18 protein-coding genes are annotated in these 20737 nt (G+C 33.1%); 16 read left to right on the forward strand and 2 right to left on the reverse strand.

Annotated elements, in window-relative coordinates:
• Window positions 1-45: 45 nt before the first annotated feature.
• From ERX46_RS00620 to ERX46_RS00645, 6 genes are all read left to right on the forward strand, one after another.
• On the forward strand, window positions 46-780 hold the full coding sequence (locus ERX46_RS00620) for a hypothetical protein (RefSeq protein ID WP_130091892.1): 735 nt from the start codon (window positions 46-48) through the stop codon (window positions 778-780).
• 148 nt (window positions 781-928) lie between these two features.
• On the forward strand, window positions 929-1468 hold the full coding sequence (locus ERX46_RS00625) for a hypothetical protein (RefSeq protein WP_130091893.1): 540 nt from the start codon (window positions 929-931) through the stop codon (window positions 1466-1468).
• Window positions 1469-2572: 1104 nt separating this feature from the next.
• Entirely contained in the window at window positions 2573-2725 is a 153-nt protein-coding gene (locus ERX46_RS17420) for a hypothetical protein (RefSeq protein WP_165366107.1), read from the forward strand.
• A gap of 64 nt (window positions 2726-2789) precedes the next feature.
• Window positions 2790-3353, forward strand: a complete 564-nt coding sequence (locus ERX46_RS00635; protein ID WP_130091894.1) for a hypothetical protein — start codon at window positions 2790-2792, stop codon at window positions 3351-3353.
• Window positions 3311-4093 (forward strand): hypothetical protein, encoded by a 783-nt coding sequence (locus tag ERX46_RS00640; RefSeq protein ID WP_130091895.1) that lies wholly within the window; start codon window positions 3311-3313, stop codon window positions 4091-4093. The genes ERX46_RS00635 and ERX46_RS00640 overlap by 43 nt, the downstream gene beginning before the upstream one ends.
• A 24-nt stretch (window positions 4094-4117) precedes the next feature.
• On the forward strand, window positions 4118-4327 hold the full coding sequence (locus tag ERX46_RS00645; protein WP_130091896.1) for a hypothetical protein: 210 nt from the start codon (window positions 4118-4120) through the stop codon (window positions 4325-4327).
• Between the two features lie 151 nt (window positions 4328-4478).
• On the opposite strand, the gene ERX46_RS00650 is transcribed toward ERX46_RS00645, so the two are convergent.
• A complete protein-coding gene (locus tag ERX46_RS00650) occupies window positions 4479-5117 on the reverse strand; it encodes a hypothetical protein (protein WP_130091897.1) in 639 nt (212 codons plus the stop codon).
• A gap of 4 nt (window positions 5118-5121) precedes the next feature.
• Window positions 5122-6429: a DEAD/DEAH box helicase gene (locus ERX46_RS00655; RefSeq protein ID WP_130091898.1), complete on the reverse strand. Its 1308-nt coding sequence runs from the start codon at window positions 6427-6429 to the stop codon at window positions 5122-5124.
• Window positions 6430-6758: 329 nt separating this feature from the next.
• Here ERX46_RS00655 and porZ point away from each other — a divergent pair, with 329 nt between their 5' ends.
• From porZ to rhuM, 10 genes are all read left to right on the forward strand, one after another.
• Window positions 6759-9077: a type IX secretion system anionic LPS delivery protein PorZ gene (gene porZ, locus ERX46_RS00660; RefSeq protein WP_165366108.1), complete on the forward strand. Its 2319-nt coding sequence runs from the start codon at window positions 6759-6761 to the stop codon at window positions 9075-9077.
• A 5-nt stretch (window positions 9078-9082) separates the two neighbouring features.
• Window positions 9083-9790 (forward strand): DNA repair protein RecO, encoded by a 708-nt coding sequence (gene recO / locus ERX46_RS00665; RefSeq protein WP_130091900.1) that lies wholly within the window; start codon window positions 9083-9085, stop codon window positions 9788-9790.
• Window positions 9791-10185: 395 nt separating this feature from the next.
• Entirely contained in the window at window positions 10186-11196 is a 1011-nt protein-coding gene (locus tag ERX46_RS00670) for an NAD(P)/FAD-dependent oxidoreductase (protein WP_130091901.1), read from the forward strand.
• A gap of 478 nt (window positions 11197-11674) precedes the next feature.
• A complete protein-coding gene (locus ERX46_RS00675; RefSeq protein ID WP_130091902.1) occupies window positions 11675-12439 on the forward strand; it encodes an exodeoxyribonuclease III in 765 nt (254 codons plus the stop codon).
• 723 nt (window positions 12440-13162) lie between these two features.
• Window positions 13163-14509, forward strand: coding sequence for an ATP-binding protein (locus ERX46_RS00680; RefSeq protein WP_130091903.1), 1347 nt, complete (start codon window positions 13163-13165; stop codon window positions 14507-14509).
• Between the two features lie 16 nt (window positions 14510-14525).
• Window positions 14526-14669: a DeoR family transcriptional regulator gene (locus ERX46_RS00685; protein WP_130091904.1), complete on the forward strand. Its 144-nt coding sequence runs from the start codon at window positions 14526-14528 to the stop codon at window positions 14667-14669.
• A 712-nt stretch (window positions 14670-15381) separates the two neighbouring features.
• Complete coding sequence (locus ERX46_RS00695; RefSeq protein ID WP_130091905.1) at window positions 15382-17661, forward strand: AAA family ATPase; 2280 nt, start codon at window positions 15382-15384, stop codon at window positions 17659-17661.
• Between the two features lie 160 nt (window positions 17662-17821).
• Window positions 17822-18901: a DUF262 domain-containing protein gene (locus tag ERX46_RS00700; RefSeq protein ID WP_130091906.1), complete on the forward strand. Its 1080-nt coding sequence runs from the start codon at window positions 17822-17824 to the stop codon at window positions 18899-18901.
• On the forward strand, window positions 18901-19554 hold the full coding sequence (locus ERX46_RS00705; RefSeq protein WP_130091907.1) for an MAE_28990/MAE_18760 family HEPN-like nuclease: 654 nt from the start codon (window positions 18901-18903) through the stop codon (window positions 19552-19554). The genes ERX46_RS00700 and ERX46_RS00705 overlap by 1 nt, the downstream gene beginning before the upstream one ends.
• A gap of 443 nt (window positions 19555-19997) precedes the next feature.
• Window positions 19998-20453, forward strand: a complete 456-nt coding sequence (gene rhuM / locus ERX46_RS00710; protein ID WP_130091908.1) for a RhuM family protein — start codon at window positions 19998-20000, stop codon at window positions 20451-20453.
• The last annotated feature ends 284 nt before the right edge of the window (window positions 20454-20737 follow it).

The following is a 20737-nucleotide window of genomic DNA, read 5'->3' on the forward strand; positions in this document are numbered from 1 at the left end:
AAACCAATAATACACTATTAATATATTAGAATCCACTACCAAGAAATGAATTTCGCTCCAAACGGTAATATTACAGATAAAACCGATGCTGGTGACTATGGATATCATCCAACAAAACTAAATGCAGTTACGGACGTAACAAATAACAATCAAAACATCAGTTTACTGACACAAGACATTACATACAATGCCTTTAACAAAGCTGCAAATATAACAGAAGGCGACTACACCCTTCAATTCCAATACGGACACGACAAGCAACGCCGAAAAACAACTTTCTACGACCAAAACAATCTTGCCATGATTAAAATAAATAAATTACACATCAGAATTAAACAAATAACTTTACATTGTTTAATTATCATTTTTGCTAGTGCGTGCAACACAAGTGAAAACCCCAACTGCCCAGGTAAAGGTATGTGGGATGGTAGAAAAATTAGAGTAATCAATAACTCAAATCACGATATTCTTGTATTTTACTCTAGTGGATATCCTGATACTAATTATTTTAATGTTGAAAAACAGTCAAATTATTCCCTTGCTATATCTATAGACTCGCAGGGAGATGGGCGGCTTGGTAGTAGATGTGATTGGGAAAGCTATTTCAATGAAGCAGGTGGTGTTTTTATGTTTTATGTTTTTCTTGACGATCTTGAGGAAGGAATATATACCCCTCGTTTCATGGAACGTGAGGACTTTGAAAACCGGACACTCTTAAAAAGATATGATTTTACTATTGAAGATATCGAGCAAATGGATTGGGAGTTGGTTTATGAATAGAAATATGTAAAATAAAAATTTCATCTTATTAATCGGATGAAATCGAGGTTTATTAAAAAAAAAGTAGATTTGAATTATCTGAATGACAATAATTTTAAAATTATGTATATTTGATAATAGAATCGGTATTAACTTTAAATTTTAGAAAGTGAAACAACTACTCACAATAATTCTTTTGAGTTTTTCTATCATAACTCAAGCCCAACAAATAGACGAAAAGGAATATGAGTTTTACCACAAAAATCCCTCATACATCGGTTTTGGTTTTGGAATGGATTTTGGCGGGATTGGGGGTAAATTAGAATATAATTTTGTGGACTATACAGGAATTTTTCTTGGATTAGGCTATAATTTTAATTGGCTCGGAGTAAATGGAGGAGTATTGATTAAACCTTTACCAAAGAGACAAGTAACACCTTATTTCTTGGGTATGTACGGATATACGGCCACTGTTAAAATAGAAGGCGCAAGTCAATTCAACAGAACAGATTACGGTTTTTCTCTCGGAGCTGGAATAGAAATAAAAACTAAAAATTTAAACGCATGGCAAATTGGAGCTATTCTACCGTTTCGAAGCAAAGGATTTAATGCGTATTATCAAGAATTATTAGATAACCCTTACGTTTCTCTATCCGGTGAATTACCTCCAGTTGGTTTTTCAATTGGTTTTAAAATCTTAATAAAATAAAGCTACAAAAACAAAAATCTTCACATCATTGCTGCTTTTAAGCGGAATTACATTCGCCCAAAACAAAGTGACCTATACCCACGGCTATGCCGGCAACCGTATTAAAAAAGAAAGTACGGGCAGCGCTGAACTCTTGAGAAGAGAATTCGATGGAACTAGATTCAATAGAGTGGGAAAGATTGTGAGAGCCAAGGTTTAACTCGAATTTTTTTTTCTCTATGATTTTAATTGCGAATTGGGATTCTAAATTTAATGATTGGCGGTGTTCAGATTTAACCGCAAAGAACACGAAGGATTACGTAAAGTTCGCGGAGGAGAAGAGTTTTGAACGGTTGTCGGGACGCGGAGAGCGCCTGTGGCACTTAGTTTTCACAGAGAAAAAAGCATTGTACTGCGATGTGCTGAGCTTGCCGATGTAAGCTTGCCGAATGTGAGAGCCAAGGAAGTCTTAAAAACAACCCAAAATACCAATTGATTCCGCCTCAACCTGTGCCGATTTTTATCGGTATACTCAATACTCAAACTCAATACTTTAAATCCTACACCAAGATATTCTGAAGATATTGATTTAGTTTAAATTAATTCAGGAGCTATAAAGCCCATATTGAAAAGAATTAAAGAAGTTGTAACCTTCTTTGAAGAACCTAGATAAACGTAAATATGAGTACACGGAGCAAAAGCGGTGTACCGCTTCAATTCGGAGTATGAAGGAATTAGATTACGGTTAAAATTAGAAATCAATTGTAAAGAACATTTTAATGTTTTGGATTGGGTAGATTTTCCTTTTATCCTACAATTGAGAATAGTGGCATAAAGAATTTAAGGGTAAAGAAAACGATAGGTTATCGAAGTAATGAAAATAAATAGCAACAATTTCAAATTAAATTTCACATTTGCTTAGAATAAATCAGGCTGCAAATAAATAATTGCTAGGAACAGCTTGAATGTCAGAGCAAACACTGGGAGTTTTATAAATCTACTTATTAAAAAATATAAAATAAAATCATCGAATTACATATTAAATTGTTATATTTTGAGGAGGAAAACACGCTTAAACACCCCCAGAAGAAAAGTTGGAGCGAAATTTTATGAAAATTTAACATCATGAAAAATTTAGTTAAAAGTATCGCTGTTTCCTCACTATGGTTGTGTAAAAATAATTTGTACGGTGGTTCTAAAGCTTTTTTTGGTGCATTGGCAAAAACTTATCAAAATATAGCTTTCAATAACGTTGCTTCGTCAATAATCAAACTTTGATTTTTTTTCAGAATAAACACAAACAGAGTATTACTTTGGATGTGATTTTAATATATAAATACCCATGAAAAATATATTCATATTATTGATGGTTCTTAGCTGTATAATTCCATCAATTCTCTCCCAAACAGATAAACCAGATACATTATCTCTATTTGGACTTCACTTAGGAGTTAATTTCGGGTCAGGTCTTGCTGGTGGCACTTATGGCGGAGGAGGCATAATGTTTTCACCACGAGTTGGTGTGCATTATCACAAAAGATTTATTCTTGGTCTTGAATCAAATGTGGACTATCAAATCATATATTTAAAAGACTCGCTTGCAGATCAAAGTATTCTATTGTCGAAATGGATAGGTCCTTTTTTTCGATTCTATGCATTCAAAGACTCGAAAAAATTTAATATTGTAAGCTCCATTAACTATGTATTCGGAAGTATATTTGTTTGGAGTAACGATGTCAAATTTCGCGAAATTTATCACACGGCAATTATTGGATTAGGAGGAACTTATAAAATAAAAAGCGTAAAAATCGAGTTTGGTTTTAGACACACATTTCTTTTGAATAAAACTCCAATACAAGCAAGATGGGCAAACACTATGTTTTTAGGTTTAACGAAAAATTTTTAACAGCGATTTTATTCCATTGTTTTCTTTTTTTTCCTTCACGACATATCAATTGTCAAGTTAGACTTTCTGCTGCCATATCTAGTGGTATTAATCTTAACATTAAAGAAAAACCAATTGAAAGTGAAAATAAATTTTATGTATCAGCAATTATAGGAATTGAATTGGGTTTACTTCTAAGATCAAGAATTGGATTCAGTTTAGGATATTTTCATTCTCAATATAACCATCGCTTCAACTTACCTAATATTGAGAACGACATAAAATTATTATACTCTGTCCGAAACTTTCCTATGGCATTGGAACTGGTTGTTTGGAAATATTCAAAAAATAAATACAATTTAGTGAGGGTTGTACCAGATAAGTATCTTTCCTTAAAAATAGGGTCAATGAATATTCTAAAACAAGTTGCGTTTGGAAAGGACGATTTATTACCGAATAAAAAAGATATTGACGAGTATATAAATTTATTTAATCACCAAAATTTTAATAAGCTCAACATTGAAAAAAATGATTCTGAGAAAAAAATTGAATTTTTCAAATCACCATTTGTAGGAATTAAATTAAAACTAAAAGATAGAAACCTATTTTCAATATCATTCGAAGCATTATATAGTTTTGATTTAGTTCCGTACGATGATGTGACAATACGCTCTATATCGGATAATACTACATTACCAACTAAATTTTCTTCTCATATTTTACAAATTAAGGCGAATATCGCTCTGATATATGATAATTAAAAATAGCTTATAGTTTTGTAGCTCATGATAAGTTTCACGCCCTATACTTGTCACAGAAATATAATTGAACTTGCCCAATATTCTAAAGAAAATTTAAGCCTTGAAGAGTTCTTACAAACTAAAATGTACCCAACTGGTGTGTACTGTTCGATGTATGCTGGTGCTCATGCATGGTCTCAAACAAATGGTTTTTCTCGCATCAACTTGATTTCTATTCGTAAGTTTAAAATTTAACCGCAAAGAACACGAAGTAGGCGCAAAGTTTGCTGAGTTTTAAAGAGAAAAACCCAAAATCCTCAATTGATAACTCCTCAAAACTCAATACTCACACTCAATACTGTAAATTCTAAAATTGACTAAGCGCAGCAAAAGTCAATTTTAGAATTTACATCGTTGTCATTACAGCGCTCTCAAAGTTCATCTTAATCATTCCTTCACCTTTTTGTTTTGAGCCGTCTTTTTTCAGGAAATCACCTTTGATCTTCACCTCCAAAGTTCCTAAACGTGGAGAGAAATGCAATATTTCAGCTTCACCATTTTCTATCGTGTATTCCTTTTGATGGTCTTTTTCACCCGCTAAAATACTCATCGAAAATGAATTGTTTGCTTTTTCAGAAGGATCTGCTTTGTACTTTCCTTTGTGATTAACAACGATATCTTTTTTCTTAAACTTTAGTGTGATATCTTCATCGAAAGCACTTTTTATAAATGCAGTGATACTTCCGTTGGTAAAAACAAGTGCGTTTTTCTTGCGTTCAAAGATTGAAAAATCAACAAGATTTTCTCCGATTTTCATATCTACTCTTCCCATGCTATAAAAATCAGAACCTTGACTTTTACGTGTAACTTTTGGTTCAGTTTCGTCTTTGATTTTCATGTATTCACCATTCCATTCTGCATCAGGTAAACTATCAGATTTAAGATCTTGGACTTCTTCTTTTCCTGTCGTATTCTCTTGACTTTCATCGTTTGAACATGAATACATTAAAAATACACTAACAATTATCAAAGTAACACTTCTCATTTTATTATGCTTTATTCTGTTTGTCTTTATTATGGTTTTCCTTATTTGGGTTTTCCTTATTGTGACTGTCGTTGTTTGACGTATTCGAATGATTAGAACTTGGCTTTTTCTTCGTCCATTTCTTCTTGCCTTTGTTATTACTATTCGGCTTTGATTTCGATTTCTCTTTCCATTCTGGTGCCTCTCCTAATTCTTCAGGAAGTGGTGAAACTGGAATTGTAGACCCAATCAAATTCTGAATTTTAGACAACTTCGGCATGTCCTTCGGGTTAATTAACGAAACCGCTTCTCCTTTAGTATTTGCACGAGCAGTTCTTCCCACACGGTGAACATAATCTTCGGCATCTCTTGGCACATCATAGTTTATCACCATGTTGATTTCCTTGATGTCAATTCCTCTACTCATTACGTCTGTTGCAACCAATAAGGCAATTCTACCAGATTTAAATCCACGTAAAACTTCTTCTCTTTCATTTTGCTCTAAGTTTGAAGAAATTCCGCTGGCTTTTAGGTTATTCTTTTTAAGGTATTTTACAATCGTTCCCACTTTCTCTTTCGTAGAAGAAAAAATGATGATTCTTTTATAGTCTTTTCGTTCCTCTAAAATCGTTTTCAATAATGCATTTTTCTGCTCATCAAAACATAAATAAACAGATTGTTTTACCCCTTCCGCAGGTTTCGACAATGCAAGATTAATTTCGATTGGATCTTTTAAAAGTGTTCTTGCAAATTTTCTAATTTCACTTGCCATTGTTGCACTAAACATCAAGTTTTGGCGTTTTTCTGGCAAACTTTTGAAAATTGTTGATAAATCTTCAATGAATCCCATGTCAAGCATACGGTCAGCTTCATCTAAAATCAAGTGTTTTAGTGATGAAAAATCAGCATATCCCATTTTTAAATGTGACAATAATTTCCCTGGTGTTGCAACAATAATATTTGTTCCAGTCACCAAAGCTTCTTTTTGTTCTATCCAGTCTTTTCCGTCTCCACCTCCGTAAATTGCTTTCGAACTTACAGAAACAAAGTAAGAAAGACCTTGTATTTGTTGTTCAATCTGCACCGCCAATTCGCGTGTAGGAACGATGATTAAAGTATTTATTTTATCAGTAGGGTTTTGTGCTATTTTATGTAGAATAGGCAACACAAAAGCTCCTGTTTTTCCAGTTCCTGTTTGTGCACAACCAATAATGTCGCGCCCCTTTATAATTTCTGGTATGGCTTGTTCTTGAATTGGAGTGGCGTTTTCAAAACCCATGTATCCAATTGCCTCTAATAGTTGTTCGTCTAATCCGAGCTCAGTAAATTTCATGGTCTAAAGTTAGTAAATACAATTAGAATAATTTTCACTTTTGTTTAGGCATTGTGAATAGTTGTACTATTGGTGGTTTAAGAAGAATTCAAGAATTCAAAAAAATCAAAGATTCGTTAATCAATGAATCGGACGATTTGCAAATCGTCCCTACATTGTACCTCCGTTTTACGTTTATCCGTTAACGCGCAAAAACGAATTAACAAACTAACAAAATCTCGAATCTTTCAATTTTTGAATCCAAGAATCAACAAATTCACAAAGTATGAATCCTTACATTTATACTCAAATTTCAAATAAACATTCATTTTTAGCGTTAAATGTTCAGCATGAGAAAAATTGGAACACTATTAATAGCATTGAGCTTTTCATTGGCTGGATTTACCCAAGTTGGAATGGGGCAATGGAGAATGCATATTTCACCTAATTCGGCAATTGATGTAGTCGAAGGAAATGGCGTCGTTTATACCATTATGAACAACGGAATGTTAGAATTCGACCTTAATGAGGGCGAAAAAACGGTTTGGACAGTAGCCAATTATTTGTCTGATGTTTCACCTTCTGCGTTGGCTTATGACAAAGGTTCGGCCAATTTATTAATTGGATACGAAAATGGAAATCTTGATATTATCAATAAAAACACCGTTTATAATTTACCCGCTATTGTTCAATCTTCTGTAAACGGACAAAAGAAAATTAATAGAATTATCGTAAAAGATGGTTTAGCTTATTTAGCAACGGGTGTTGGAATTGTTGTGGTAAATCTAAGTAAAAGAGAAATTCGTGATACTTATAATCCTACAACTTCTGGTGCGAATTTCCTTGATTTAGCTTTCTTTCAAGACAGTATTTATGCGTTAACAGAAGCAGGAGTTTATGTTGGAAATGCGAATAATTCTTTTCTTGCCGATCCTGGACAATGGAAATTGATGCCAAATATTCTAGATTATACCGCTAATGGATCTTACACTCAATTAGAGGCGTTTGAGGATAAATTATTTTTAGCCTACAATCACGAATTTTATAGTGGCGATACCGTGTTTCAAATAGTAAATAGTTCAGCAACAATTTTCCTAGATGAAATAGAAATTTATGGACTCAACGGTTCTAAATCAAATCTTTTGGTTTCTACTTCTGGTTCAGTTTATAATTATGATCAGTCATTAATACAAATAGATAACGTATATCAATATGAAAATGCTGGTTTTCCAGATCCTCAAAATGTATGTATCGTTGGGAGTGACTATTTTATAGCGGATAGTAAATGGGGATTAATAAAAGCTAAAAATGCATTTCAATCAAGTAGTATTAGCTTTGGAGGTCCACGTTATAATTCTGCATACCGAGCGAAATGGATCGATGGAACATTGGCTGTTGCGAATGGAGGTTTAAATGGAACGGCGCCTTTATTTAGTAGAAAAGGCGGTGCAACAATGGTCGACGATGAATGGACTTCAACCGTGATTAATGAGCAGCCAATGTTGCAAGGAACCGACGCTTGGGACTTTATTTCAACAGCTATTAATCCTAAAAACACCAAAGAAGTAGCTTATGGTAGTTATTCTGCAGTTCCTTTAGTAATAGCAAACGAAGGTGTGGTAACAGATACTTTTGTGTTTTCAAATAGTTTAATTGAAGAAACTGGAAATGTGGGTTGGGGTTACATTTCAGATATTGAATATGATTCCAAAGGAAATTTATGGGTAGCTAATGCAAATGCTGTAAAACCATTAAAAGTTAGAACGGAAGATGGGTTATGGTTTGACTTTAATGTTGGAAGTGCTGTAAATAGTAAAATTACTGGACGACTTTTAATCGATAACAACAATACGAAATGGATGTCGGTAATTGGAACAGGTTTATTGGCTTTTAACGAAGGAGACAATATTGATGACGCAAGTGACGATAATTTTCGTTTGTTGACTACAACAACCAATAATGGTGCACTTCCATCGGCATCTGTGGAAGCCATAGCAGAAGATTTTGACGGAAATATTTGGATTGGAACACCTGAAGGAATGCGTGTTTTGTATAATGCTACAAATGTTTTTGACGCTTCTCCTGGTCAGTTTGAATTTCAGAAATTATTGATAGAGTTTGGTGAGAATGTTGAAATTGTTTTGGGAACAACTCATATTACTGCAATAGAAATTGATGGAGCCAATAGAAAATGGATTGGAACAGCAAGCTCTGGTGTATTTTTACTTTCTCCAGATGGTTTAGCAGTAGAACGAAATTTCACTGCTGAAAACAGTTCTTTATTGAGTAATTCAATTCTTGATATTACTATTAATCAAAAGAATGGAGAAGTCTTTTTTATTACTGAAGACGGAATGATTTCCTATAGATCTGATGCTTCACAAGGCGATTCAGAATATGAATCTGTAAATGTATTTCCAAATCCTGTTCATCCAGAATATTCAGGACCAATCACCATTCAGGGAATAGCTTATAATTCTGATGTGAAAATTACCGATGTCTCTGGAAAGCTGATTTATAAAACCATTTCTAATGGTGGAACAGCAACTTGGTCAGGTAAAACTTTAGATGGTAAACGTGCAGCAACGGGTGTTTATTTAATTTGGACAAGCATCGACGATCCTGAATTTAAAGGAAGACAAGTTGGAAAAGTCGTGTTGATCAATTAAGCATCATGAAAGGAGTTCAGCATGGAATTTTATTGAGGAAACTCAATTACAGTGAAACAAGCCTCATTTTAAATTTTTTTACCCTAGAAGACGGTTTTCAAGCCTATATTTTTCAAGGAGGAAAGAAAAAGAAAGGAAATATTCTTCAGGCTTTAAGCTTGATTGAAATAACTGCATACCGCAGAGAAGATAGTGAATTGGGGAAAATTACCGAAATCAATTCCACTTTTATTCCACAAAGTATTCCATATCATCCGTTAAAAAGTGGATTGGCTTTTTTCATAACTGAAGTGTTAGCCCAAGTGTTAAAAAGCAGTGATAAAGATGCCGAAATGTTTGCCTTTTTAGAACACGAAGTAAAATGGATTGACAATTCAGAAGAGTTCACAAATTACCCAATTTGGTTTCTATTGAAATTAGCAGATCAAATAGGAATTGGAATAAATGTGAGCGATCCAAATGGATTAATTTTCGATCTTCAAGATGGAGTTATTGCCAATCAAACCCCGAGCAGCCACCTTTTCGTAAATGATGAGGTAGTTCCAATTCTCATTGAACTCTTAAAAAGTGAAAAGAATGATTTACTGGCAATGCACATTCATAAAACACACAGAAAACAAATCACAGAACATTTGATAAACTATTTCAGGTTGCACATTAATGGTTTTAAAACTCCAAAATCATTGAGCGTGATGCAAACGATTTTTGAATAATTAATTTAATGATGAGTTATGAATGTTGAATGATGAAATTTCGAATTGGTTATCCAATGGAACGGACGGTTTGCAAACCGTCCCTACATTGTATCTTCGAATTGAATTTTTCAATATAAAAGCCCACCCCTCAACGGCACAGCCGTCCCTCAAAAAAACCTCCTTTCCCCTCTGCTTTTCCCCGCGCAACCTCTACGTCACTTTGCGGTAAAACTTTTAAATTTTTGATTAAAACCACACATCCAAACGACGTTAATAATTAAACATTTATAATTAACCATTAAAAAAGAGAGTTTAGTCAGCTTTTCAAAGGAAAACATTCTAACCTTATATGTGTTCAATAAAGAATAGTTAAATTTGTAGGTCAATACGATTTACGATATAGAATAGAAAATATGATTAAAACGGATATAGTTATAATAGGTGCAGGACCAGTAGGTTTATTTACAATTTTTGAAGCTGGTTTATTAAAGTTGAAATGTCATTTAATTGATTCTTTGCCACAGCCAGGTGGACAATGTTCGGAGATTTATCCGAAGAAACCTATTTATGATATTCCAGGATTTCCTTCAATTCTAGCAGGAGATTTAGTAGATAATTTGATGGAACAAGCAGCTCCATTTAAACCAGGATTCACACTAGGAGAAGCAGCAAGCACTATTGAAAAAGTAGCAGATGATAAATTCATCGTTACTACAGATAAAGGAACAAAACATGAAGCGCCAATCGTAATGATCGCTGGAGGTTTGGGTGTTTTTGAACCACGTAAACCACCTGTTGAGAATTTAGAATTGTACGAAGATAAAGGTGTTGAATACATCATTAAAGATCCTGAATTTTACAGAGGAAAAGATTGTGTTATCGCCGGTGGAGGAGATTCTGCTTTGGATTGGGCTATCTTCTTAACTGACAAGAAAATTGCTTCGAAAGTTACTTTGGTACACAGAAGAAGCTCTTTCCGTGGTCATTTAGATTCCGTTCAAAAAGTAATGGACCTTGCTGATGCAGGGAAAATTAACTTGCTAACAGACAGAGAAGTTGTTGCAATTGGAGGTGACGGGAAAGTTGAAAATGTTACCATCGAGCACAAAAAAGAAGGAAAAGAAGTGCTAGCTACAGATCACTTTATTCCTTTGTTCGGATTAAAACCATCACTTGGACCAATCGCTGATTGGGGACTAGAAATCGAGAAGAACGCTATCGTTGTAGATACAGTTGATTATTCAACAAATATCCCTGGTATTTATGCCATTGGTGATGTGAATACGTATACAGGAAAATTGAAATTGATTTTGTGTGGTTTCCATGAAGGAACGATTGCGGTACAGAGTGCTTTTGCGAGGATTCATCCGGATAAGAAGAATATCTTAAAGTATACGACCGTAAACGGAGTCACAGGCTTCTAGTTATTTCTGTTTAGAAAGCTCTTTATCGGCGTTGCACCCATTTTTTAATTCAGTTGTTGACCTATGTCAACGCCTTAGAATTAAAAAATAGGTGCGCCTTGCTAAATAACTTTCTAATTCAGAAATAGCGATTAGGACTATTCGATTTTCTGGTTCAAAATCATGGGGAATAATCTTTCGAATTCAGAGATGTTGATATTCTAAGATAAAAATAGTTCGAAGCCTCTCCCCCTTTGGAGAGCCTGTCCCGAAAAAATCGGGAGGGATAAAGGGGGAGGATATTGGAATGTTAGATTTGAGAAAAATCCTTTCTTTCTCAAAGTAATACTTTCGGATTTTAGCTCTTGCTTTTATCGGAAGTTTTAAGAATCCTGAAGGGATGGAATACATTAACCAAGGATGCAAACACTTGGTTAAATGAAACATAAATCTTACAAACCCTGAAGGGGTGATGTAAAAGAGATAAAAAAATAGAATTATGACAAAACTGATTTCTTTTAATGTGAATGGTATACGTGCAATAATGCAAAAGGATTTTGAGGCGGATATGAGAAATCTGAATCCTGATTTTTTGTGTTTGCAGGAAACCAAAGCGCAAGACGATCAAGTTCAAGAAGCGTTGAAATCATTCGAAGATTACCATATTGTATCTAATTCTGCGGTGAAGAAAGGATATTCAGGAACAGCAATTTTGAGTAAGGAAAAACCTTTGGATGTCATTAACGGCATTGGAGCAGAGGAGCATGACCAAGAAGGACGTGTGATCGCTGCCGAATTCAAAGAATTTTATGTTGTTGTGGTTTATGTTCCGAATTCAAAGAATGACTTATCGCGATTAGATGACCGCACAACTTGGGATCATGAATTCTTAGGTTTTTTAAAGAACTTGGAAAAGAAAAAACCAGTTATCGTTTGTGGAGATTTCAACGTTGCCCACAGAGAAATCGACCTCGCAAGACCAAAAGCGAATTACAATAAAAGCGCTGGATTTACCCAAAAAGAAATCGATGGAATGGATGCTTTTACCAGCAATGGTTTGGTAGATACTTTCCGCCATTTCCACCCAGAAGAAATCAAATATTCATGGTGGAGCTACAGAGGTGGAGCAAGATCAAGAAACGTTGGCTGGAGGATAGATTACTTCCTAGTGAGCGAATCACTAATGAGTAAAGTCAAAAATGCCGATATTTTGAATGATGTGATGGGTTCTGATCATTGTCCTGTTTGGTTGGAATTGGGGTAGGGGGATTGTTTAGGTCTCTAATCCTTGTTGCTGGTTTACTTAATTATCTAAAAAAGAAAGTCACATACATTAAGTTCCGAAATTGTCTTTGGTAATTTATATTGCTGTTTAAAAACATAAACAACTGTTAATGAGCGTTTCCCCCTTTGGAGGGGGCAAGGGGGAGGATTTTGCAGATGCAATTCCTAAGTTTTATCTTCAATCCTAATAAATAGCGTTTGATGGCACAACTTAACACTTATTTATAGGCCACCATTTCCGCCTGCAACCTTAAGTTTATTCCTTCTTTTTGGCATTCAAGCTATTTGTGGGGGCTTCACAAGGTCGCTACACAAATTAGCGTGAACTGCAAAACAAAAACAAGTTCTTAAAGCTACCGGTTTTCGTCAGGGTGGAGATTTGGGCTTCGGAATTGGGGTTTTTAACGGTAGATTTAAATATGTATTATACGGTTAGGAGATTGATCAAATATTTACACTCCTCCTGTAATCAATTGAAAATGCTTATTGTAGTTGGTTTTTGTGTTGAGATTAATTTTATATTTGTTTGAGAGAGATACAGGAGATACATGCGTAATTGCGTGTAGTCCATCGTTGTGTTTTATTCGACCTTTACCCACATTGTGGCATATTACCAACAAAATTCGCAGAAGCTAAAAGTTTTCTGACATACCTTAACTGAGAACAAAGTTGAATAACTACATTTGATGAAGTAAAAAATATTATGCCTGAAAGTCAAAACATAGAATGGAAAGAAAGTTGGCGAGACGATTACCTGAAGTGGATTTGTGGTTTTGCCAATGTAAAAGGTGGTAAAATATATATTGGTAAAGATGATAAAGGCAATGTAGTTGGTGTGAAAAAATTTGAGAAATTAATGGAAGACATTCCTAACAAAATTACCAACCATTTAGGTGTTGTAGCCGATGTTAATTTATTAGAAGATTCAGATAAACATTATATAGAAATTGAGGTTTATCCTTATGATGTTCCTATTTCGTATCATGGAAAATACCATTTTAGAAGCGGAAGCACCAAACAAGAATTAAGCGGTAATGCTTTAAATGAGTTTCTGTTACGCAAAACGGGTAAAACTTGGGATGATGTCATAGAACCCAATGCCACTTTAGCGGATATTGATGAGAAAGCTATTCAAGCATTTAAAAGAGGTGCGGTAAAAAGTAATCGTTTACCACAAGTGGAAGACGAAAATGATATCTTGCAAATTTTTAAGAATTTAAGATTAACAGAAGGCGATAAACTAAAGCGTTCAGCAGTCTTATTATTTGGTAAAGACCCTCGCAATTTTTACATCAATGCTTATGTTAAAATTGGCAAGTTTGGAAAAACAGACGATGAATTATTGTCGCAAGAAGTAATTGAAGGTAATGCATTTGAATTAGCCAATCAAACCCTAGAGATTTTAGACAAAAAGTATTTCACAAAGTCTATTTCTTACAAAGGCTTACAACGAATAGAAACAACCGAATATCCGTATGAAGCTATTCGGGAGGTTTTGCTAAATGCAATAGTTCACCGACAATATTTGGGTGCTCCCATACAAATTAGTATTTATGACGATAAGCTAATGATTTGGAATTATGGAGTTTTACCTGAAGACTTAACTTTAGAAGATTTACAGATCAAACATACCTCCCATCCTCGAAATCCATTTTTAGCAGATGTTTTCTTTAAAGGCGGATTAATTGAATCTTGGGGAAGAGGAACGTTGAAAATTATTTCAGAATGTAAAGCAGCCGGACTTCCTCAGCCCGAAACTAAAGTGATGAGTGGTGGAATAGCTGTTACTATTTTTAAAGACATCTACAGTGAGAAATATTTACAACAATATGACTTAAACGATAGACAGATGAAGGCTTTATTGTTATGGAAAGAAAATGGGGAAATAATAACGAGCCTATATCAAGAAAGGTTTACAATTACAGACCGAACTGCTTTAAGAGATTTAGTTGATTTAGTTGAAAAGAAGTTATTAGTTAAAACAGGAGAGAAAAAATCGTCAAAATACATTTACCACAGAAAGCCTGTCGGTAAAATGTCGGATAAATAGCCAGAATGTCGGATAAATGTCGGATAAAGTATATTCAGAACTTTGTGATGTTTCAAAAGCAACAGCCACAAGGGACTTGACAGAGTTAGTTGATAAAAAGAAATTATTCGAAAAAGTAGGAATCACAGGCGCAGGAACTGTTTATATACTAAAAAAATAATGGGCTCATAATGGGCTCATGGCTCAATCAAAATCTCTAAAAATAAATAACGAAAAACCTAACACAACCTTTGCCGCCAGCCTGTAAAAACCTGCTATTTTTATATTCATTTATTTCTAAAAGTTTGTGTCTTCGATTAAGCATCTAAAAACATTTATAAAGAGGGAGAGCTGAAAAAAGAAGCAACTAGTTCCAAAATGGAACTAGTTCAAAACGAATCTGGAAGAATTGTAAAAAGAACCGTAGACTTTTATAATTTGGATGCTTTTCATTAAATGAATTCATTTAGAATTTTGCTCAGCTATTAATAAATCTGTTATAGAGGCCACCATTTCCGCCTACAACCTCAAGTTTATTCCTTCTTTTTAGCATTCAAGCTATTTGTGGGAGCTTCACAAGGTCGCTACACAAATTAGCGTGAACTGTAAAACAAAAATAAGTTCATAAAGCTACCGGTTTTCGTCGGGGTGGAGATTTTGGGCTTCGGAATTGGGATTTTAGCAGGATATTTAAGCGTATATTATTTGGATGATTATGTGGTTAGGGGATTATTCTAAAATCTGTAATGTTTCTATAATCAATTGAAAATGCTTGTTGTGGATGGCTTTTGTGTTGAGATTAATGTTATATTTGGTGGGAATGATACATGCGAAATGTACGTAAGAGGTATAGTTGATTGTAAGCAAGGCAAAAAGAAATCCGTAATAAAAGAATGGCAGGAGAAAAAATAAAGACAAGTATTCAATGTCAGAATATTGCACCTATTGAGAATTTGACAAGACTAATATCTTCAAACTCTTTAAAAGTAGGTGTCTTTGCAAATAATGGAAGTGGAAAAACTTTCATTAGCCGACTCTTTAGACTTACTGAAAATAGTAAAGAACTACTGATTGAAAATGAAGTTAGCCCAACAGACAAATTAATTACCATTGGCAAATCAAATAGCAGTTTTTCATTCTCAATAGTTGACAAAGACGGAATAACTCAAGAAGACTTCAAAATTCAATTAGAAAAAGGAGTTATTCCAAACATTCCCAACACTAAATACACCTATCATACATTTAACCAAGATTATGTTGAGGAAAATATTAGTGCCTTGAGTTATGAAAAAGATAGTGAAATTGAAGGTTTTATTCTTGGAAAAATAAATATTGACCTAAAAGAAGACGAAGAAAAATTATCTAAAATAGAAAAAGAGGGTTCTGAATTAAACGAACAAATAAAAATTGAGGTTGAAAAATATGTCGCAGAAAACGTTAGTAACATTCAAAATATTAAAAGATTAGGGGATTATAAAATACTCGAATATCAAAATATATTTAGCGGAATACAAAAAGACAAATTCGATAACTCAAAAACCTTTGACGAATTAATTGAAGATTACAATAAAATTAAATCTGTCCCTGAAAATTTAGATGATATCAAGCAAATTGAAGTACTAAGTTTAGATTTAAAATTACTCAAAGAAATAAAAGAAAATTGTTTTAATGAATATAGTTTAAGTGAGTTAGCAAAACAGTTCAAAGATAAAATTAAAAGCAAACAGTTTTTTGTTGAAACAGGTATTGGTTTACTCGATTCTGAAAAAAATAATTGTCCTTTCTGTGAACAAGCCTTAGAAAAAGATGCTCTTGACTTAATAGATAACTACACAAATTACCTTAATGATGTTGAAGCAAATACAATAAAGCTTTTTAAAGAATATGAAAATATTCTTCAAAAATACATTTTAACACTTGAAAATATTGAAATTCAGAATACTAAAAGAATAAATGAATTTAATAAATATAAGACTAAATACATTCCTTCGAGTGAAGAAATAGAATTGAGCAATTTAGATATTCAGACTTTAAAAAAGCAAATTCAAGTTTTTATAGAAAGTGTTCAAGATAAAATTAAAAACATAAATAAATCTATTGATTTATCTGAAGTACAATTACAAGATTTAGAAAAATCTGAAAATTTTTTTAATGGAGTCTTATCTTCAAACAATGAAGAAATTGAAGCAATTAATAAGAAAAAAGATAGAATTGGAGAAGAAAATAAATCCACTAGAAAAGAGATTCTCAAAAGCGCTTATAACAATCTGATTGACGAACACAAGACCAATATTGAAAGTGTAGCGAAATTAAGAGGCCAATGGAAAACGTTAAATGATGACATAAAGAAAAAAAGGGAGCAACAGAAAGTAAGTAAAAAAGAAAAAGTCGCCTCTACTATAAAAACAGTCCTAAACTATTTTTTTGCCGAAAAATATTCCTTAGACGAAGAAAATTTCAGACTAATTTTCGATAAAAACACTCTTGAAAAAGACCAAGCCAAAAATATCCTTAGTGAAGGAGAAAAAAATATTGTGGCATTTGCCTATTTTATTGGAGACACGCATTTAAAAGTTGAAAGTGAAGATGATTATCAGAACCTATTCTTCGTAATTGACGACCCAATTTCGAGTATGGACTTTTCACACGTTTATACTTTGTGCGGAGTAATAAGAGATATAGGAAAAATCATAGACAAGTTAAAACGCGAGAGATTACTTATATTAACACACAATAATGATTTTATGCGTGTATTATCTTCAAACAATATTATTGATAAAAAATTACTTCTGAAAAAAGGACAACTCATAGACTTCAATAATAATTTAACGGTTCCTTACATAAATCATTTAATGGATATTTATGAAATCTGTAGAAGAAATGGAATCCCTACTCATACAACAGCAAACTCTATCAGACATATCATTGAGACATTAACAAAATTTGAAAAAATTGATATTACAAGAGAAAGTATTGCTGAATATATCAAAGAGAATATTCCTGACGACACAAAATCATATACACTAATTAATGACCTATCTCACGGAGGCTGGAGAACTGAACAAGCACCTATAACTGATGAAGATTTTACTGAAATATGTGAAACGATAGTAAAACATATTGAAACTAAATATAACGGACAAGTTGAATACTGTAAGAAAATATGCAAATAAGGGCAGCTTATAACAATGTATGTAGAAATAGGCGGAATACTGCTAAATATAAGGTGTGTAGCTCGTATTAAACTTTGTGCTTAAGCGAAAGTTTGGTGCTTCGAAATCGCCTACTTTTCATATACTAAATGTTGGTAACAAGTTGAAACAAAAACCAAATATGGAAGAATTATTAAGACAAATTGAAGAAAGAAGGACAAGTTTTAAAACTGATAGTTATTCTATGTCCATAGGAGAACTTGTTAACTTATACGAAAATAATGAAATTGTTATTCGACCTGAATATCAAAGATTATTTCGATGGTCACACGGACAAAAGGTAAAACTTATAGAATCTATAATTCTAGGAATTCCAATTCCGTCAATATTCGTTTATCAAGATGATACTGGCATTTGGGAGCTTGTCGATGGACTCCAAAGGGTATCTACAATCCTTCAATTGTTTGGAATATTGAGAGATACAGAACCACTTGTTTTAGAAGGAACGAAACATATTCCAAGTTTGGAAGGTTTTAAGTGGGATAATGATGATAAAGACAAAGAATTGCCACAAGGATTAAAACTTGCAATAAAGAGAGCCAAAATTCATTTAACTATAATTTTAAGTGAATCAGATAAACGCGCAAAATTTGAAGTTTTTCAAAGATTAAATACTGGTGGTTCAAACGCATCTAATCAGGAAGTAAGGAACAATGTGATGCTTATGATAAATCCTGACAGGTACAATTGGTTTAATGGATTAGCATCAAATCCAGATTTTCTTGAAACTCTATCTCTTTCAGATAGACTTTATGAAGAACAATACCATATGGAACTTTTGTTAAGATTTATTGCTCTTGCACATTATAATTACAATCATAAAAAAGATGTAGGCGATTATTTAGACGATATCAACGAAGATATATTAAATAGTGAAGTTTTTGATTTCGTAAAAGTTAAAGAAAATTTCGATTTAACCTTTGCTACATTAAATAGAATTCTTGGAGAAAAATCATTTAAAAAATATAATGGAAATGACTTTAAAGGAAAGTTTTTAGAATCGGCATTTGAAGCAGTTTCTATTGGTCTTTCAGAAAACATCTCAACTTATAATTTACCATTAGAAGACCCGATAATTTTAAATAAAATTCAATTGTTATATAAGGAAGAAACATATAATCAAACTTCTGGCTCTGGTTCAAATGCAAAAAGTAGAATACCTAAATTAGTTCCTTTTGCAAAACAATATTTTGCAAAATAATGGCAAGAAAAACTTACACATATGACCAATTAACTAACCTTATAAGTGAGGATTATGCTTGGAGAAGGAAGGAATTGAAATTAATAAACGACCAAGTTTCAAACAAGCCAAGTCCTAAACAAAGCGCTGCTTTGAGATTTTCTGTTCCAATACTCTATGCTCATTGGGAGGGATTTGTTAAAAAATCAACGGAAATTTATTTAGAATATGTCGCTAAAAAACATTTAAGACACAATGAGTTAAAACCACAATTTATTGCTCTATCCTTGTCCAAAAAGCTTGGTAATTTAGAAATTAAAAACCTTGAAGAAAAAGCCAAAACAGTCGAATTTTTAATTGATGAATTTGATAAGAATTCTAATATTTTGACTACAAACGTTATCCAAACTAAATCAAATTTAAAATATCATATTTTCAAAGAAATTCTTTTCATTATCGGCATTAATGAGTCTAAATTTTCACCATATGAAAGTTTAATAAATGATTTAGTGGATGCCAGAAATAATATAGCACACGGAGATTTTTTAAGAGTAGATTTTAACACTTATCAGATTATGTTCGCAGAAATACAAGAAGTGATGGCTTCATTAAAAACTGAAATTGAAAATTCTGCGTTGTCAGAAGAATATAAACTGAAAAAAGCCAGTGCCTAACAACTAAGAATTCGGCGTGCCGATAGGTCAGAGCTGAATACAATGTTGACGAATCCGGTGTTCCTATATAGGGAAAACGATTTAACACCACGTTTTTGAAAGATTAATCTTGATGGTTTAAGCATTAAAAGTATGCGTGCATTTCACGCTTGCTTTGATTGCCTATCATTCATTCTCACAAAAACCGTATATCTATTGCAACTTGAGCTGATTTACTAATTCTTATTTTTTTGCTAGTTCTTTGGTGGACCTTCACCATCAAAAAGCAAAACCACCCAACTAAAAGCTTACCCTAATATTTCTACTCATTCTACAACCAACTTAAAATGCTAATTATAGTTAGATTTCCTATTAAGATAAATGTTATATTTGATGGAAACACTACAGGAAAAGACATATACCATTCTTGAAAGCTAATCGTTCTGATTAATTTAAAAAGACAAATGAGTGCTGAAACAAACAATACTGATGAAAATAGAACTTTGGTCGTTTTTAAACCTGATCAAGGTGGTAATGAATACCAAGTAATTTTAGACTCAGAAGCTGATACAGTTTGGGCTACGGAACAACAAATTTCAGATGTTTTTGACCGAGATAGAACAGTTATTGGAAGGCATATAAGAAACATCTTTAAAGAAGATGAATTAAATAAAAATTCAGTTAGTGCAAAATTTGCACATACTGCCGAAGATGGAAAAACATATCAGGTAAACCACTACAATCTTGATGTTATAATTTCCGTAGGATACAGAGTCAAATCCAACTTAGCAACAGAGTTTAGAAAGTGGGCAGCCAGTAAGTTAAAGGATTATTTGCTAAAAGGTTACGTCTTAAACAACGAATTACTTCAGTCCAAAACTGAGCAAATTAAATCTCTTGAAGTACAAACTAATTATTAATAATGCTTATCGGATACTTTACTAGTAAATATGGAAATAAATTTCACATCACTTTCAAACCCTTGATTTTTATTAAATTCTTTACAGGAATATATTGAGTGATATTTAATGCAAGAAACCCGCAAAAATCCGTATTCACCTATGGGTGAAAATCCGCGATTATCCGCGTTGCTTGCATCCGTGTCATCCGCGTTCCATTACAGCGTATTACAATTTTGTTGGAATTAGTGCTAAAATATTTCTTTAATGGTAAAGTTCCCGATAGGAATTTTATTAATTTAGTA

It is taken from the genome of Brumimicrobium glaciale, from assembly GCF_004152935.1.
In the GTDB taxonomy this organism is placed as follows: Bacteria; Bacteroidota; Bacteroidia; order Flavobacteriales_D; family Crocinitomicaceae; genus Brumimicrobium; species Brumimicrobium glaciale.

Bases quoted from the DNA above. Each gene is read 5' to 3' on its own strand.
- ERX46_RS00655 (WP_130091898.1), bottom strand. From the start codon at position 6,429: ATGAAATTTACTGAGCTCGGATTAGACGAACAACTATTAGAGGCAATT.
- ERX46_RS00685 (WP_130091904.1), top strand. From the start codon at position 14,526: ATGTCGGATAAAGTATATTCAGAACTTTGTGATGTTTCAAAAGCAACA.
- ERX46_RS00645 (WP_130091896.1), top strand. From the start codon at position 4,118: ATGATAAGTTTCACGCCCTATACTTGTCACAGAAATATAATTGAACTT.
- ERX46_RS17420 (WP_165366107.1), top strand. From the start codon at position 2,573: ATGAAAAATTTAGTTAAAAGTATCGCTGTTTCCTCACTATGGTTGTGT.
- ERX46_RS00680 (WP_130091903.1), top strand. From the start codon at position 13,163: ATGCCTGAAAGTCAAAACATAGAATGGAAAGAAAGTTGGCGAGACGAT.
- ERX46_RS00695 (WP_130091905.1), top strand. From the start codon at position 15,382: ATGGCAGGAGAAAAAATAAAGACAAGTATTCAATGTCAGAATATTGCA.
- recO (WP_130091900.1), top strand. From the start codon at position 9,083: ATGAAAGGAGTTCAGCATGGAATTTTATTGAGGAAACTCAATTACAGT.
- porZ (WP_165366108.1), top strand. From the start codon at position 6,759: ATGAGAAAAATTGGAACACTATTAATAGCATTGAGCTTTTCATTGGCT.
- ERX46_RS00705 (WP_130091907.1), top strand. From the start codon at position 18,901: ATGGCAAGAAAAACTTACACATATGACCAATTAACTAACCTTATAAGT.
- ERX46_RS00700 (WP_130091906.1), top strand. From the start codon at position 17,822: ATGGAAGAATTATTAAGACAAATTGAAGAAAGAAGGACAAGTTTTAAA.
- ERX46_RS00675 (WP_130091902.1), top strand. From the start codon at position 11,675: ATGACAAAACTGATTTCTTTTAATGTGAATGGTATACGTGCAATAATG.
- ERX46_RS00640 (WP_130091895.1), top strand. From the start codon at position 3,311: ATGGGCAAACACTATGTTTTTAGGTTTAACGAAAAATTTTTAACAGCG.
- ERX46_RS00670 (WP_130091901.1), top strand. From the start codon at position 10,186: ATGATTAAAACGGATATAGTTATAATAGGTGCAGGACCAGTAGGTTTA.
- ERX46_RS00650 (WP_130091897.1), bottom strand. From the start codon at position 5,117: ATGAGAAGTGTTACTTTGATAATTGTTAGTGTATTTTTAATGTATTCA.
- rhuM (WP_130091908.1), top strand. From the start codon at position 19,998: ATGAGTGCTGAAACAAACAATACTGATGAAAATAGAACTTTGGTCGTT.
- ERX46_RS00635 (WP_130091894.1), top strand. From the start codon at position 2,790: ATGAAAAATATATTCATATTATTGATGGTTCTTAGCTGTATAATTCCA.
- ERX46_RS00620 (WP_130091892.1), top strand. From the start codon at position 46: ATGAATTTCGCTCCAAACGGTAATATTACAGATAAAACCGATGCTGGT.